Annotated in this window: 13 protein-coding genes and 1 pseudogene; 11 read left to right on the top strand and 3 right to left on the bottom strand. The window is 38.8% G+C overall.

What is annotated here, in order from left to right; all coding sequences use genetic code 11:
- Positions 1-19 precede the first annotated feature (19 nt).
- From AC6H0V_RS16670 to AC6H0V_RS16660, 3 genes are all read left to right on the top strand, one after another.
- Positions 20-1,318, top strand: coding sequence for an HAD-IB family phosphatase (locus AC6H0V_RS16670; RefSeq protein WP_497561333.1), 1,299 nt, complete (start codon positions 20-22; stop codon positions 1,316-1,318).
- A gap of 10 nt (positions 1,319-1,328) precedes the next feature.
- Complete coding sequence (locus AC6H0V_RS16665; RefSeq protein WP_497561332.1) at positions 1,329-2,294, top strand: tryptophan 2,3-dioxygenase family protein; 966 nt, start codon at positions 1,329-1,331, stop codon at positions 2,292-2,294.
- Between the two features lie 76 nt (positions 2,295-2,370).
- On the top strand, positions 2,371-3,435 hold the full coding sequence (locus tag AC6H0V_RS16660; RefSeq protein ID WP_497561331.1) for a branched-chain amino acid aminotransferase: 1,065 nt from the start codon (positions 2,371-2,373) through the stop codon (positions 3,433-3,435).
- Positions 3,436-3,455: 20 nt separating this feature from the next.
- On the opposite strand, the gene AC6H0V_RS16655 is transcribed toward AC6H0V_RS16660, so the two are convergent.
- Both AC6H0V_RS16655 and AC6H0V_RS16650 read right to left on the bottom strand, forming a co-directional pair.
- Positions 3,456-5,258 (bottom strand): hypothetical protein, encoded by a 1,803-nt coding sequence (locus AC6H0V_RS16655; RefSeq protein WP_497561330.1) that lies wholly within the window; start codon positions 5,256-5,258, stop codon positions 3,456-3,458.
- A gap of 146 nt (positions 5,259-5,404) precedes the next feature.
- Positions 5,405-7,156: an AsmA family protein gene (locus tag AC6H0V_RS16650; protein ID WP_497561329.1), complete on the bottom strand. Its 1,752-nt coding sequence runs from the start codon at positions 7,154-7,156 to the stop codon at positions 5,405-5,407.
- Between the two features lie 170 nt (positions 7,157-7,326).
- On the opposite strand from AC6H0V_RS16650, the gene AC6H0V_RS16645 reads away from it, so the two are divergent.
- From AC6H0V_RS16645 to secG, 5 genes are all read left to right on the top strand, one after another.
- Positions 7,327-8,868: a MiaB/RimO family radical SAM methylthiotransferase gene (locus tag AC6H0V_RS16645; protein WP_497561328.1), complete on the top strand. Its 1,542-nt coding sequence runs from the start codon at positions 7,327-7,329 to the stop codon at positions 8,866-8,868.
- A 45-nt stretch (positions 8,869-8,913) separates the two neighbouring features.
- Positions 8,914-10,149, top strand: coding sequence for a sigma-54 interaction domain-containing protein (locus AC6H0V_RS16640; protein WP_497561327.1), 1,236 nt, complete (start codon positions 8,914-8,916; stop codon positions 10,147-10,149).
- A gap of 77 nt (positions 10,150-10,226) precedes the next feature.
- On the top strand, positions 10,227-10,730 hold the full coding sequence (locus AC6H0V_RS16635; RefSeq protein ID WP_497561326.1) for an LptE family protein: 504 nt from the start codon (positions 10,227-10,229) through the stop codon (positions 10,728-10,730).
- A 60-nt stretch (positions 10,731-10,790) separates the two neighbouring features.
- Positions 10,791-12,083: a DUF8458 domain-containing protein gene (locus AC6H0V_RS16630; protein WP_497561325.1), complete on the top strand. Its 1,293-nt coding sequence runs from the start codon at positions 10,791-10,793 to the stop codon at positions 12,081-12,083.
- Between the two features lie 14 nt (positions 12,084-12,097).
- Positions 12,098-12,463 carry a preprotein translocase subunit SecG gene (gene secG, locus AC6H0V_RS16625; protein WP_497561324.1) on the top strand — a complete coding sequence of 122 codons (366 nt, stop codon included), beginning with the start codon at positions 12,098-12,100 and terminating at the stop codon, positions 12,461-12,463.
- Positions 12,464-12,695: 232 nt separating this feature from the next.
- Here secG and AC6H0V_RS16620 read toward each other — a convergent pair.
- A pseudogene (locus AC6H0V_RS16620) lies at positions 12,696-12,770 on the bottom strand (hypothetical protein); the annotation flags it as partial.
- A gap of 45 nt (positions 12,771-12,815) precedes the next feature.
- Here AC6H0V_RS16620 and AC6H0V_RS16615 point away from each other — a divergent pair.
- From AC6H0V_RS16615 to groL, 3 genes are all read left to right on the top strand, one after another.
- Positions 12,816-13,370 (top strand): transposase, encoded by a 555-nt coding sequence (locus AC6H0V_RS16615; RefSeq protein WP_497561323.1) that lies wholly within the window; start codon positions 12,816-12,818, stop codon positions 13,368-13,370.
- A 562-nt stretch (positions 13,371-13,932) separates the two neighbouring features.
- Entirely contained in the window at positions 13,933-14,223 is a 291-nt protein-coding gene (locus AC6H0V_RS16610) for a co-chaperone GroES (protein ID WP_497561322.1), read from the top strand.
- Between the two features lie 99 nt (positions 14,224-14,322).
- Positions 14,323-15,963 (top strand): chaperonin GroEL, encoded by a 1,641-nt coding sequence (gene groL / locus AC6H0V_RS16605; protein ID WP_497561321.1) that lies wholly within the window; start codon positions 14,323-14,325, stop codon positions 15,961-15,963.
- The last annotated feature ends 119 nt before the right edge of the window (positions 15,964-16,082 follow it).

The raw sequence follows: 16,082 nt of genomic DNA, 5'->3' as shown, positions 1-16,082 counted from the left end.
TTGCATATATTTCGTTACGATGCCCAAAAAAGCTTACTACATAATTGATTTTGACAGCACATTTACCCAGGTTGAAGCACTAGATGAACTCGCTCGAATTTCGTTAAATAAACATCCCAATAAAGAGGCTATTTTTAAGCAGATAGAAGATTATACGAATTTAGCAATGGAAGGTAAACTTTCATTTTCCGAAAGTTTAGCCCAGAGGATCAAGCTATTAGATGCTTCAGAAGATCATCTCAAGCAATTGATTACGCGTTTAAAAAAGAAGGTGTCTTCTTCATTTTCTAGAAATACCGAATTCTTTAAAAAACATGCAGATGAAGTACTTATTGTTTCTGGTGGATTTAAGGAGTTTATCACCCCTGTGGTTAGTCAATACCACATCAAAAAGGAGAATATATATGCCAACACTTTTGTAACTACCGGGGATGGGAAGATAATAGATTACGACCATTCCAATCCGCTAAGTGAAGAAGGTGGAAAGGTAAAATTGATCAGTAAAATGGCATTAGAAGGCGAATTATTTGGTATTGGAGATGGCTATTCAGATTATCAGCTTCGCGAAAGTGGATTAATTAAAAAGTTCTTTGCATTTACCGAAAATATCGCCCGCGACAGCATCGTTGCTAAAGCAGATCATATTACTCCAAGTTTTGATGAGTTTTTGTATGTAAATAATTTGCCAAGGGCCATTTCTTATCCAAAAAATAGAATTCTCTGTTTGGTAATTGGCGATGTCCCTAAAGAAAGTATCGAGCTTCTTAAAAAAGATGGTTTCTCTATCCGACATAAGCAATTGTTTGAAGAAAAATATGTTGCAGATGTGGGGATGATGTTACTGGCCGATGGAGAGAAAATAGAAGACGAGAAATTGTTGCGCGCAGGTAAACTTAAAACCATAGGGTATTTAGGCAGCTCAAGAAACAAATTTTCTATACAAACTTGCACCGAAATGGGAATTGTTGTTTTCGACGACCCAAAGAATAATCCCAGGAATGCGTCTTTTATCCCAAAAAGGGTCATTGATTTTATGAATAAGGGCACAACTTATATGAGCAACAATATCCCAAACCTACAGTTGCCCGCCATTGACAAATCGCATCGTTTAATCCACATCCATAAAAATGTGCCGGGGATTATGGCAAAGATCAACACGCTTTTTGCCAAACACAACATTAATATCGTGGGGCAATTTCTAATGACAAATGCCACCGTTGGATATGCAATTACAGATATTAATGCGCAATACGATAAACAATTGTTTAAATCCTTAAAAAAAATAGACCATACCATAAAGTTTAGGGTGCTTTATTAATTAACATATAATGGATTTTACACCAGAAATTAAAGATAAAATAAACAAGCTTCAAGAAAAATATGAGGCAATGGGTCAGGACATGGCATCCTACCTTGATGGCTTACTGTATGCGGATTTTTTAACCTATTGGGATTACATACATCTCGATACCTTATTAAGCCTTCAAAATCCTAAAACGCAATTTCCGGATGAAGAAATCTTTATCATGTATCATCAGATTACTGAACTGTATTTCAAGCTATGCCTGCACGAATTTAAACAGGTAGCTGAGCATGAAGCACTAACCGTAGAGTTTTTTGTAGAGCGTGTCAGAAGAATCAACACTTACTTTAATGCATTAACCACTTCTTTTGAGGTGATGGTAAATGGAATGGAAAGAGATCAGTTTCTAAAGTTCCGCATGTCTTTGCTGCCAGCAAGTGGTTTCCAGTCTGCACAATACAGAATGATTGAAATTTGTGCTACAGATTTTAATCGCTTGGTTGATAAAAGCAAACGAGAAGGCATATTAGAAGGAAATATTGAAGAAAAATTTGAACACCTCTATTGGAAATTTGGCGCTACAGAATTATCCAGTGGAAAGCAGACCTTGACCCTAAAGCAGTTTATTAAAAAATATGCTGTACAGTTTTTGCTATTGGCCAAAGAACGTGAGTTTACCAATTTTTCTGCGTTATATCATCAATTGAAAAACAAGGGCGAGGAGCTTACAGAACTTGAAGATGAGTTACGAAAACTAGATATGTACGTAAATGTAGAATGGCCCTTGGCTCACTATAAATCTGCTGTTCGTTATCTAGAAAAAGACCCCACAGATATAGCAGCAACCGGGGGAACAAATTGGCAAAAATACTTACCTCCGCGATTTCAGAAACGTATATTTTATCCATTTCTATTTACCGATGAGCAAATGGAAGAATGGGGTAAAGCATGGGTACTTAGTGTATTAAAAACACTGCGAAATGAGCGATAATTGCAACCGTAGCAAAAAATAAATTGCGCTTAAACGTGTTTTTTCGTACTTTTGTATTAAATTAATACCTAAGGCAGTGATAGATACTTTACAAATTAAGATTACCGAAAATACGAATCCTAGGTTGGCTGAAACAGCATTTACCGACATCCCTTTCGGAAAGATTTTTACCGACCACATGTTCACCGCAGATTTTGAGGATGGCGAATGGAAAAATTTTCAGATTTTACCATACGGCCCTATCCCTATGAGTCCTGCTATTTCTGCATTACACTATGGTCAGGCCATCTTTGAAGGTATGAAAGCTTATCACTTGCCAAATGGCGATATCAGTGTTTTTAGAGCTGATAAGAATTTTGAGCGCTTCAATATCTCTGCAGATAGAATTGCAATGCCAATTGTACCAGAAGAGGTTTTTATGCAAGGTATTGCAACCCTGATCAATATCGATAGAGGATGGGTACCTACCCAAGAAAATTACTCATTATACCTAAGACCAGTAATGTTTGCCACAGATACCTCCCTGGGCGTAAGGGCAAGTTCGAACTATAAATTTGTTGTTTTGGCTACGCCTACCGGACCATATTATACCAAGGCGCTGAAAGTTAAAATTGAAACAAAATATACGAGGGCAAATGAAGGCGGGGTTGGTTTTGCAAAAACCGCCGGCAATTACGCTCGCTCGCTCTATCCATTTGCCGAAGCACAAAAAGAAGGTTTCGATCAACTGATCTGGACCGATTCTGCTACACACCAATTTGTAGAAGAATCCGGCGCTGCCAATGTCATGTTTGTGCTAAAGGGCAAATTGATTACCGCAGCCGTTGGCGAAACCATTTTAAATGGCGTTACACGTGATACCATCATCGCCCTGGCAAAAGATAAAGGCATTACAGTTGAAGAAAGAAAAGTTACCGTTGCAGAAATCGTGGCGGGAGCCGAAGACGGAACATTAACCGAAGCTTTCGCAGTTGGCACGGCCGCAACGGTAACACAAATTGGTGAGATTGGATTTGGAGATAAACTATATACCCTGAGCGACCCTTCTACCCGAACTATTTCTATTGGGCTGGCCAAAGAATTAAATGATATCAGAAATGGATTAGCTCCAGATAGATTTGGTTGGAACTGGATAATTTGATTAGCTGATTGAGTAATTAGCTAATTAGCTAATGAAACCTTATTCTCTATCCTTAATTGCCTCCGCTTCCTCCGTTCGTCACGGTCGTCCTTCATTTTCTCAAATATGGCAACCTGCGCTTTAATTTCGGCCTCTTTTTGTGGAGTAATGCCCACGCTATACTTTACCCCTTGAAATAAGGTTTTCCAAATAAAGTTGAAAAATGATGCCGTAGGCTGCCGTTTATAACTAATGGCTGCCGATGTATATTTCCCATCTTTGCTCGGATTATCAGAGTAGATAACCAATGCATTTGCCAAGATTGATAAAAGACCCTTTCTACGTAACCGCTCTTTTCCTTCTTCCTTTTTTAATAGGGTAACCGCCAAATCATTAAACCTAAAATCTACCCTACCCTTAGCCAGCTCCTGGTTTGCCGTAATATCAAATGCCAGTTTTTTTAATAGGCCTTTATTTACCTGTATCATGCCCAAGGGTTTGGTAATCTCGTTTAATTTTCTACCATCCAAGTTGTTAAGTGCACCTTTGTAGGCGAAGGCGCCAACAGGCGATTGAAGGTCGAACCTAAAATTTATCGCCAATTTTCCCTGCCCCATCACATAACTAATCAGATTGGCCTGCATAATTGGGTTGGTCTTTTTTACCATTTCAGAATTGGTAGCATTTATTATTTCACCAGAAGTTTTTTGGAAGGTGATCTTGCCCTTAAGGTTGCTTTTTTTATCAAACTCGGCATAACTTACATCAATATTGTTAAGCAATATTTTCTTAATCGTTAATTGTGTATTTAATTGCTGCAATAATTGATGGGGGAAACTCCCTGTTCTCACTTTGTTTAGTTTTGGGAAGCTGTTATTGTTAAATACTGCAACGTTTCCTTCATTAATAAACATAGAGTTAGCGATCAGCTCTCTTTTTTGAAAGTATGCGGGCAAATTGATCCCTTCGAGGCTAACGTTATTTAACAATATATTAAATCGATCTCTGGCATAACCAGCAACCTTTGCAAATTGTCCTTCACTATAACGGGGCATAAGACCAAACTGTTTGATGTTAACCTTTCCGCTTAATGCGTTAAAATCCAATTGGTTTATCGTAATATGGTACATGCTATCGGGCGTAGCATAACTATAGTTGCTTAGATTTATATTGATATCCTTTAACAAATAAAGCCTAGTAGGATCTTGTGCAGAGAGCGAATCAATTAACCAGTCGTTTAGCGTTACATTTAGGTTTGCCACCGAATCTACCTGTGGTAGTTTACCATTGTTATCTACATATTTAAAGTTGATACCTTTAAAATCTACCACCTCTACCCTTATCGATCTAAATAAATTTGAAATGTAATCATAAGGTGATTTTCTTGGTCGTGGAGGCCTATTGTCATTAAAGTCGAAATGCTTGTTTACCATCTTAACGGCAGGCTTCTCAAACAAGAGCAGACGTACATCTACTTTTTTATTGAAATATATTTGGAAAGGATGAAATTTCTTGATCGAGAGCTGCTTTAGCTTGATATAAAATAGATTGTTGGGAGCTTTCTTTTCGGCGATCAATACGTTGTATACCGTTGTATCGGGTACAATATTTACATCGCTAATGGTAGCAGAGCCTGTAATAAAATTGGTGTGTATTTCAGAAAATTCTGCACTGTATAATCCATGTGTGGCTTTTGTAACCAAAGCCTGAAGTTCTTTCCTAATGAGGGGCTTAAACTTTACACTAATGTACCATGAGGCACCCACTGATGCAAAAGCGATAAATAGACAAATCCCAATAATCCATTTCAGGACTTTCAATTTTGGAGGTGCCTTTTGAGCCATTTGGGAGTTCATTTGTGAGCCCCAAGATACAATTTATTCTGTTTTTTACCACATAGGGGAGTAAGAAAGTTGAATGATCATCCAAGGAGAAAGGTTCATGGTTCATGGCTACTCCACTTTGGACGCTTACCGCCAAACGCCTATCGCTAACTTTTAGGTTTTTCTTTTTTCTTTTCGGCTCTGCGTTCTTCACGCATTTCTTTAGCGCTTTTTTTAGGCTTGGCCATCGGCTTAACGGGAACAATGCCTATTCCCACTGTTTCTCTGATGCCCGTAAAAACGCTCTTCCACATCAAGTTAAAAAATGAAGCTTGGGGCACTCTTTCATATTTAATAGTCGCAACCCTCACTGGATCTCCCTTACTTGGATTATCATTTTTTATCAAAATCGTGTTGGCCAAGAAAGACAGTAAACCTTTTTTCTCTTTTTTACCATCCGCATTTTTCTCTAAGAGATTAACTTTCAAATCGTTATAAAGAAACTTAACCGTTCCATTAGATCCCCGTTCATTTGCCGAAATACTAAAATCCACACTTTTTACATTTCCCTTTTCAATTGATACCAAACCTAATGATTTAGCAAGTGGATTTAAGACCTGCATATTAAAGGGACTCACATGACCTACATAACTAAAGGAAGCGGCTTTATCTATTAAATTCATATCAATTTTGACGTTCATTTTTCCGGCACCCATGGCATAAGTAGTTAGATCGGCATAAGCATGATTGTGCTTAATTAATCTAGCGGAATCATTAGTCAAATTTAAAACCCTTCCACTCAGGTTTTCGAGCCTAAGCGTGCCCCTTTCTTTGGTTTTCGCATCGTACTCCGTATAGGCAATATCCACTTTGTTTATAAGTAAGGTATCGATTAGGGTTGCAATTGGCAAGCGTTTTAGCGCATTATTCGGGTAATTTCTGGATTTATCAAAACTCGGTGGGGGAAGTTCCCTATTCATAAAAATGGCAACTTTTGCCGGACCGATTTTTATACTTTTCGCATGAAGTGCGCCATCATTGTTCAATCCAATAAAATCTACCCCGTTTACACTAATCTCATTAAATGCTACATCATATCGATCTTTTTGGACCGTATATTTTCTACTAAAGGTTAAATCAGGATACATGGGTATAAACTGTAGGCCCCTTATAAAAATTGTTTTTTTGCTCACCGATCCTCTAACGGTATCCATTTTCAGGGTATACATCTTATCTGCAGTAACTGATTTATACCCGCTTAGCGAAAAGCCAATGTTTTTTGCATGGAAAACTCGGGTTGTATCGTATTGAGAAAGCGAATCGATCAGAATATCTTTCACATCAATGGTTAAATGTTTAACCGCATTTAATTTTTTGTTGCCGTTATAGTAATCAAAGTCTGCATCAATTACCCTAATCCCATTTATCCTAATGGCTTTGATCGATTTAGAAATCTGCTGGTAAAGCGTTTGATCTTTGGTAGTATCCTGTAGTTTTTTTACTTTGTGGTAGATCATATCAATAGAGGGATTATCTAAAATAATCGTATTTATCTTGATCTTATGCTTAAAATAAGCAGTCAATATGCCAATTCTACTCAATTTTAAATGGGCCATCTTTAGTCTAAATATATGAGTTGGCGCCTTTTTTATTTCTTTAAGTTGATTATAAACCACCGTATCAGGCATTAATTTAATGCTATCCAATACCACATTTCCGCTTAAAAGATTGAGATGGATATTCTGGAAATCTATTCGATAAAGGTGGTGCGACCCTTCATATACTCCCTCCTTTATTTTAGTGGTGAGCAAAGGTTTCCATTTTGAACTAAAGTAAATAGCAGCAATTCCGATTATTAAAATAAGGGCTCCGAAAATGCTGGCTATCCAAATTAAAATTTTTTTTCTTTTTCTTGTCATCTTAACATAGTTGATAATGATACAACCAATGAAGCCAAAAAAGGTTTTAAGCGCACACTGCTTAACAGGAATGATACTATTAATAAGAAAAAAGACATTAATATGTATGACAATTTGTCATTTATAAATTATAATTCGTATTTTTGAAGCCCTACAAATTTGAATGATTAATGATTGAATTACAGCTTGCAGATAAGAAACATGATGAAGAACGCCAAGGAGAAGCATTGGTTATTGATGCGTTAGCCAAGGGCGACGGAAGAAAACTGTATATTGAAAGCTATGGTTGTCAAATGAATTTTGCAGATAGCGAAATTGTAGCCTCTATTTTAGCGGATACGGGATTTGAAACCACTGGAGATTATCATCAGGCTGATGTGATTTTCATCAATACCTGTTCTATCCGGGAAAATGCCGAGCAACGGGTACGCAATCGATTATCGCAGTTTGGCGTAGAAAAAAGACGAAATCCTAAACTTATTGTCGGTGTTTTAGGGTGTATGGCAGAACGTTTAAAAGCCAAATTCTTAGAGGAAGAAAAATTGGTGGATGTGGTTGTAGGACCTGATGCCTACAGAGATTTGCCACAATTAATTAGCCAGGTTGAAGAGGGTCATAAAGCGGTCAACGTAATTTTATCTCGAGAAGAAACCTATGCTGATATCAGTCCAGTTCGTTTAAACAGCAACGGCATTACCGCGTTTATCTCTATCATGAGGGGTTGTGATAATATGTGCTCATTCTGTGTAGTACCCTTTACCCGTGGTCGCGAACGGAGCAGAGATCCTTTTTCTATCTTGGCCGAAGCCAGAGAGCTAGTAGAAAAGGGCTATCGTGAGGTTACGTTATTAGGGCAAAATGTTGACTCCTACCTTTGGAACAAGCCAAAGACCGAAATACTGGTAAACAATGATTTATCAGACTATATGAACACCTTAACTGGAGACGCCTTGTTAGAGGCGTTAACAAATAAGAAAGAACTGCCTGGTTCGAGGAGGCATATAGCTTCAAGTGAAGTTGAAGGAGCTATTAATTTTGCACAATTGCTTGCCATGGTGGCTGAGATTAGTCCGGAATTAAGGGTTCGTTTTTCTACTTCGCACCCAAAAGATATAACCGACGAAGTTTTATACACCATCGCAAAATACGATAACATCTGTAATTACATCCATCTTCCTGTCCAATCTGGAAATACCAGGATTTTAGCCTTAATGAATAGGACATATACAAGGGAATGGTATATGAACAGGATAGATGCCATCCGGAGGATTATTCCTGGCTGCGCCATTTCGGCTGATATTATCGCAGGTTTCTGCACCGAAACAGAAGAAGAGCATCAAGATACCCTTAGTATAATGCATTATGCCCGGTTCAACTTCGCTTATACCTTTTCTTATTCTGAACGCCCTGGAACTTTGGCCGCACGTAAGTACCCTGATGATATACCAGAAGAAGTAAAAGCGAGGCGATTGGCCGAAATCTTTAAAAAACAGCAAGAAGATTCGTTATCCTGCCTCGAAGAATTTGTGGGCAAAACAGTAAGAGTTTTAATAGAAGGTTTTTCGAAAAAATCAGACAAGGAATACAGAGGTCGTAATGATCAGAATGCAATGGTGGTTTTTCCTGTTACAGATTCTGTAAAACCAGGTCATTATGCAAATGTTTATATTGAGAGATGTACGTCAGCTACGCTGATCGGAAAATTAGTTTAGTGTAAAGCATCTAACGCTCTACGCCAAACGCTTAACGCAAAACGCATGGATATACAAGATATAAAAAATAGGTTTGGAATTATAGGGGGCTCGCCACTTTTAAACCGCGCCATAGATACCGCGAGGCAGGTTGCCCCTACCGATATGTCGGTTTTAATTACGGGAGAAAGTGGAAGTGGTAAAGAGGTGTTTTCCCATATTATCCATCAAATGAGCACTAGGAAACACGGTCCTTTTATAGCGGTTAACTGTGGTGCAATACCCGAAGGAACTATTGATTCGGAGTTGTTCGGACACGAGAAAGGTTCGTTTACAGGCGCGCATGAAGCCAGAAAAGGTTATTTTGAAGTGGCAAATGGCGGAACAATTTTCTTAGACGAAGTTGCCGAGCTGCCCTTAGGCACACAAGCTCGTTTATTGCGTATTTTAGAGAGTGGCGAATACCTCCGTGTTGGATCATCAAAAGTACAGAAAACAGATGTCCGTATTATCGCTGCAACAAACGTTGATGTTTACAACCGGGTTAAGTCTGGTAAATTTCGCGAAGATTTATATTATCGCTTAAATACTGTTCCATTAAGGATCCCTGCATTACACGAACGGAAAGAAGATGTCTATTTACTTTTTCGCAAGTTTTCAGCAGATTTTAGTGATAAATATCGTAGTCCAGGCATCCAGCTAGAACCGGAAGCCATCCAAATTTTGAGCAATTATAGTTGGCCGGGAAATGTGAGGCAACTGAAAAATATTGCAGAGCAGATTTGCGTTCTAGAGAAAGATAGAAATGTAAGTGCTCAGGCCTTGCTAAATTATATTCCGAACGAGCAACAGAATAGCAACTTGCCAATGGCATTAAACGGGCACAGCAAGGAAGATTTTTCTGAACGGGATATCTTGTACAAGGTGCTTTTCGACATGAAAAAAGACATGATGGACCTGAAGAAATTAGTTGCAGAGATAATTCAGAATGGTGGTAATACTTCCCATATAATCGCTGATAATCCTCAGTATATTAATCAGTTATATCAGGATGTTGATTTACCAGGCCATAATGAGGCAACCTTAACCATTAAACATCCATCGCAGGCTATACCTTCAGAATATAATTACGCCCATGACGCAGAGGAAGTAGAGGAATCTCTATCCCTAATTGATAAAGAATCAGATCTGATCAAAAAAGCATTGAAAAAGCACAAGGGCAAACGCAAATTCGCCGCACAGGAACTTGGTATTTCAGAACGTACCCTATACCGTAAGATAAAAGAACTTAACTTAAATTAAATGAACCTGCATGGGTTAACATTCATAAAAAACAAGCTCATGCAAGCTCCATAGCCAATTAAAAACAATATTTACTTATGAAAAAATCGATCCTTCTTCTTTTGGTTGTTACTGTGCTTAGTGGGTGTTATTCATTTAATGGTGCCTCAACCGATGGGATCAAAACGGTAAATATCCAACTTTTTGAAAATAACGCTCCGTTGGTAGTTTCCTATTTAAGCAACAGGTTTACTGAAAGTTTAAAGGAACGCATCCGTAACCAAAGTAAACTAAATATTGTAGAGGGTGATGCAGATGTGCGATTAGAAGGCCGGATCGTGGGTTACGAAATTAAGCCAATCGCAATCCAGGATAATGCAAACCCAATAGCCGGAGCTAATAGGTTAACGATCACAGTTAACGTAAAATATACAGTTAACGTAGACTCGAAAACCAGTAAGAGTTTCGAAGAGCCCTTTAGTGCCTTTGAAGATTTCTCTCTAGCTGGGCAATCACTACAATCACAAGAAGAACGTTTAATTAAGTTGATAAATGCTAAATTAACAGAGAATATTTTTAATCGTGCGTTTGCACAATGGTAATTTCAAATGTTAACTTAGCAGCATGACTGATCCCGTAATAACAATAATCCTTTAATCCTAGTGGAGATAGATCTACAAACCAAACAACAATTGGCAGGGCTACTTGCAAAACCGGCTACGGTAACCAAGGCACATGCGCCTATGTTGGCAGATTTGGCTGAAAAATATCCCTACTATCAGCCATTGCATTTATTGTTAGCAAAAGCAACTCTAGATTCAGGCACACATCATCATTTAACCCGAGCAGCCTTATACAATGGTGGTGCACTAGCTCATCATGTTGTTTATCAGCCAGAAAGTTTAACCAGTAAACCAATCCATTTGGTGGGTAGTCATGCCGTCAAGGCGGAAGATATACTGGGAACCAAAGAAATTGAGGCACTTGATGAAATTGACGCTAATGAAGCGCAAGAGGCAGTTGATGAAGTTGCAGAAATCAATACTACTTCAGCTCCCTCTCACTTAACAGACGAACAAGAAACCTTTGACGAAATTGTAGAAGTTACACATTCAAGCAGTGCTGAAGAAAAAATTGGAGCCGAAGAAGAGGAAATATTTGATGAAATTAGTGAGGTTGAGTCATTTTCTCTGGTAGAACAACCGGCGGGAATTGAACAAGAGGAAGTTTTCGATGAAATAACCGAGATAGATCCTATCTCTTTTGAAGCACCCGTAGGTGCAAAAGCTGAAGAAAAGCAGAAAGAAGAAGAGATCATTCCTGATGAACTTGCGATAGAGAGCATAGCGGCCACCGATTTTTTTGCCTTTGAACAGAATTTTCAGTCAGAGCAGTCTATTGTAACCCAAAACGCAGTGCCTCAGCCCGAAGAGTATAATATGGAGGCAGAGGCACAAACCGTAAGTAAATATGATGATGATAAACTTCCTTATACTTTCTTATGGTGGTTGGCAAAAACCAGAAAAGAACATGAGCAAATTTTCCAGCCCTATGTTACTCCAAAAAACACTCCCAATTCTAATCCGAACGAACTGCAGCAACAGTATGTAGAGCATATTTTTCATTTGCAAACTCCGTTTAACGTTGCAGAAGAAGCCGCCAAGGGCCCCGTAAACAAACAGGTGGCACATATTGGGGATGAAATTATCGATACCTTTATTAAAAATGAGCCCCAGATCAGGGCGCCCAAAGCAGAACAGATCAACAATGAGAACAAGGCGAAGAAAAGTGCCGAAGACCACAATGACCTGGTTTCTGAAACTTTGGCCGCAATTTATATCGAGCAAATGCTTTACCACAAGGCAATAGATACTTATGAAAAATTAAGTTTGAAATTTCCAGAAAAAAGCCGTTACTTTGCCGACCTTATTCAATCTTTAGAAAAGAAAATTTAACAACATCATATACTATGGTAACTTTTTTAGTCATTTTATTAATTATTTTTTGTGTTGCATTGGGCCTATTTGTATTGATCCAAAACCCAAAAGGCGGTGGTTTAGCTACAGGCGGTGGTGCTGGCAGCAATATGTTTGGCGTACAACGTACAGGCGATGTTTTAGAAAAAGGTACTTGGGTATTGTTAACCTTAGTTGTAGTGGTTTCATTAGCCATTACCACAATGAGCAAATCTAATGCAGGCAGAGTAAACGGCGGAGAATCTAAAATTGATTCTCAGGTTGATGCAACAGCTCCGCAATCTCCTCTTGGCACAAATGCCCCTGCAAAATCTACTTCACCAGTTCCTGCAGCTGGAGATACAACAAAGAAAAAATAGTTTCTTTAAAAAAGATAGTTTAAAACTCCTAAGCAAACCTTAGGAGTTTTTTTGTGGAGTTCGGTTTTTTAAGCATTTCGTTGATTACATTGGCATTAATGATTGCTTTCGGGACACGAATCCCGGTGCAGGAAATGGTTCATGAGACACGAGCCACGACACAGGGCATTGTTAATTGTATGGTTCGCTTGTATGGTTCGTGAGACACGAACCATGGCATTTGACATGTACCTTATGTTGCCCGGTTCGTGTCGCCCATGTTCATGTCACCAAGGTTTGTGTCGCCAAGGTTTGTGTCGCCCAGGTTCGTGTCCCCACGAACCTCCTAATAACCAAAAAAATTAATATAAACATGGATAAAACTACATTCGGACGGGAACGAAAATCATCCATGGAATTCGGCAAGATTTATTTTTGGACCGCCACAATAAACAAATGGCAACGGCTCCTAAAAGAAGATCATTATAAAGATGTCATCATCAATTCACTTAAATATTTAAGTGATAGAGGAAAAATAGATGTTTTTGCTTTTATCATTATGCCTAATCACATTCATCTAATTTGGCGTATGAACGAATTAAATGGCAAAGAAACTCCTAAAGGTTCCTTCTTAAAGAACACCGCACACGAATTCCGGAAAATGAAAGACAAAGAAGGTAGCCTCGCAAAATATGCCGTATTTGCCCCTAACAAGGCTCATGAATTTTGGAAGAGAGATTCATTAGCAATTGAGCTTTATACAGAAAAGGTTGCTTACCAAAAATTGGATTACATTCACGAAAATCCCTTACAAACACATTGGCAACTGGTTAAGAATGAAGTGGATTATTTTTACTCTTCAGCGAAATTTTATTTAACCGGAATTAAAGATTTCGATTTTCTTAAGGATTTAAGAGATGAGTTTTAACACAGTGATATGGTGCGTGAGGACACGCACCACGGCAAGTGAGGCACGGACCACAGCAAGTGAGGCACGGACCACGACAAGTGAGGCACGGACCACAGCACACCAACCGCCTAGGTTCGTGTCCCCACGAACCTCGCTATAAGTTATAAACAAATATACCGACCGCCTAGGTTTGTGTCCCCACGAATCTCGTTATAAACTAAATTATACCTCTCCCAGGCTCGCGTCGTCAAGGTTCTTGTCGCCAGACGCGAGGCTGTGGTGCGTGGGGACACGCACCACGGCAAGTGAGGACACGCACCACGGCAAGTGAGGACACGGACACGGCACACCGACCGACCGCCAAGGTTCGTGTCCCCACGAACCTCGTTATAACAAATATACTGACGATTGGTAATTTTCTGCCAGACTGACACGCTTGCTTCTAACGAAAATTCCATTAACTGACAGCAAATGTAAATTTGACAAGTTAAAGTAAATTGGCATAAAAACTGATTAATCGAATTGGTCGTAGTTTATACGAATTTTATCCAATTATAAAAAACTAAAAATAGAAGTATTTATGTCTTTAAATCTTAAACCAATTGCTGGCACTTCAAACAGAGTGATTGTTGAACCTGCTGCGGCAGAAGAAAAAACAGCGTCTGGACTTTATATTCCTGATACTGCAAAAGAAAAACCATCTAAAGGGACTGTAGTTTCTGTTTCAGCAGAAGATTCTGAAGGTAAACATCCAACAGTTAAAGCTGGCGATGTAGTAATCTATAGCAAATATGGGGGTACTGAATTTCCTTATAATGGAAAAGATTATCTAATCATGCGTGAAACAGACATTTTCGCAGTAGAAGGCTAACTAAATTTAAATTTAAATCAATCATTAAAATAGATAGGCTTTTGGGTTTTAGGCATTCGTCTCCATACTCAGATCTCCTATCTCATATCTAATAAAGAAATGGCAAAACAAGTAAAATATAATGTTGAAGCACGCGACGCCCTGAAAAGAGGTGTTGATATTTTGGCAAATGCAGTAAAAGTAACTTTAGGTCCAAAAGGCCGTAATGTAATTATCGACAAAAAATTTGGCTCACCTGCTATCACTAAAGATGGTGTAACCGTAGCTAAGGAAATCGAATTAAGCGATCCGATCGAAAACATGGGCGCCCAAATGGTTAAAGAAGTTGCGTCAAAAACTGCTGATATTGCAGGTGATGGAACTACAACCGCAACCGTTTTAGCTCAGGCCATTGTAACTGCCGGAATAAAAAACGTAGCTGCCGGTGCAAACCCAATGGATTTGAAACGTGGTATCGACAAAGCGGTTAGTGCTGTTGTTGCCAACCTAAAAGAACAATCTCAAGCCGTTGGTGATGATAACAATAAGATTAAGCAAGTTGCTTCAATTTCTGCTAACAATGATGATGTAATCGGTTCCCTAATTGCGGAAGCAATGAACAAAGTTGGTAAAGATGGCGTAATTACAGTTGAAGAGGCAAAAGGTACAGAAACTGAGGTAAAAACAGTAGAAGGAATGCAGTTTGATCGTGGTTATTTATCTCCATATTTTGTAACCAATGCTGATAAAATGGAAGCTGAATTAGAAAGCCCATACATTTTAATCTACGACAAAAAAATCAGCAACATGAAAGAATTGTTGCCGGTTTTAGAAAAAACAGTGCAAACTGGCAAACCATTGGTGATCATTTCTGAAGACCTAGATGGTGAGGCTCTAGCCACATTGGTAGTAAATAAAATTCGCGGTTCATTGAAAGTTGTAGCTGTTAAGGCTCCAGGCTTCGGCGATAGAAGAAAAGCAATGTTAGAAGATATTGCCATCTTAACCGGCGGTATTGTTATTTCGGAGGAAAGAGGTTATAAATTAGAAAATGCGGATTTAACTTATCTAGGTTCTGCAGAAAAAGTTGTTGTTGATAAAGACAATACTACGGTAATCAATGGTGCAGGTCAATCTGAAGACATTAAATCTCGCGTAGGTCAGATCAAAGCACAAATTGAAACCACCACTTCAGATTACGATAAAGAAAAATTACAAGAGCGTTTAGCCAAACTTTCTGGTGGTGTTGCCGTACTTTATGTAGGCGCTGCTAGTGAGGTGGAGATGAAAGAGAAAAAAGATCGTGTAGACGATGCTTTACACGCAACTCGCGCAGCTGTTGAAGAAGGTATTGTTGCAGGTGGTGGTGTTGCTTTCATACGTGCGGTAGAAGCTTTAACCGGACTAAAAGGAATTAACGACGATGAAAATACTGGAATTCAGATTATTCGTCGCGCTATCGAAGAACCTTTACGCCAGATTTGCGAAAATGCTGGAATTGAAGGCTCTATTGTAGTTCAAAAAGTTAAAGAAGGAACAGGCGATTATGGATATAATGCACGTACGGATATCTATGAAAATCTAATCGGTGCTGGTGTAATAGACCCAACTAAAGTAAGTCGCGTTGCCTTAGAAAACGCAGCTTCTATTGCGGCAATGTTATTAACTACAGAAGTTGTTTTGGCTGATGAGCCTGAAGACAGTAATGCTGGTCATGCACATCCCCCTATGGGCGGCGGCGGAATGGGCGGCATGATGTAAGTAGAGCGTTTTGCGATAAGCATTTTGCATTTATATGGCTTTACGCCAACAACAAACAAAAAATCCCTCATAACTTTCGTTATGAGGGATTTTTTTGCTTAAAACTTTAGGGAATGTCT

It is taken from the genome of Pedobacter sp. NO84, from assembly GCF_059703915.1.
This window is presented reverse-complemented; position numbering and strand designations above follow the sequence as displayed.

Excerpts from the sequence above, each read along its gene's own strand:
- AC6H0V_RS16670 (WP_497561333.1), top strand. The coding sequence starts at position 20 with ATGCCCAAAAAAGCTTACTACATAATTGATTTTGACAGCACATTTACC.
- AC6H0V_RS16665 (WP_497561332.1), top strand. The coding sequence starts at position 1,329 with ATGGATTTTACACCAGAAATTAAAGATAAAATAAACAAGCTTCAAGAA.
- AC6H0V_RS16655 (WP_497561330.1), bottom strand. The coding sequence starts at position 5,258 with ATGGCTCAAAAGGCACCTCCAAAATTGAAAGTCCTGAAATGGATTATT.
- AC6H0V_RS16650 (WP_497561329.1), bottom strand. The coding sequence starts at position 7,156 with ATGACAAGAAAAAGAAAAAAAATTTTAATTTGGATAGCCAGCATTTTC.
- AC6H0V_RS16645 (WP_497561328.1), top strand. The coding sequence starts at position 7,327 with ATGATTGAATTACAGCTTGCAGATAAGAAACATGATGAAGAACGCCAA.
- AC6H0V_RS16640 (WP_497561327.1), top strand. The coding sequence starts at position 8,914 with ATGGATATACAAGATATAAAAAATAGGTTTGGAATTATAGGGGGCTCG.
- AC6H0V_RS16635 (WP_497561326.1), top strand. The coding sequence starts at position 10,227 with ATGAAAAAATCGATCCTTCTTCTTTTGGTTGTTACTGTGCTTAGTGGG.
- secG (WP_497561324.1), top strand. The coding sequence starts at position 12,098 with ATGGTAACTTTTTTAGTCATTTTATTAATTATTTTTTGTGTTGCATTG.
- AC6H0V_RS16615 (WP_497561323.1), top strand. The coding sequence starts at position 12,816 with ATGGATAAAACTACATTCGGACGGGAACGAAAATCATCCATGGAATTC.
- AC6H0V_RS16610 (WP_497561322.1), top strand. The coding sequence starts at position 13,933 with ATGTCTTTAAATCTTAAACCAATTGCTGGCACTTCAAACAGAGTGATT.
- groL (WP_497561321.1), top strand. The coding sequence starts at position 14,323 with ATGGCAAAACAAGTAAAATATAATGTTGAAGCACGCGACGCCCTGAAA.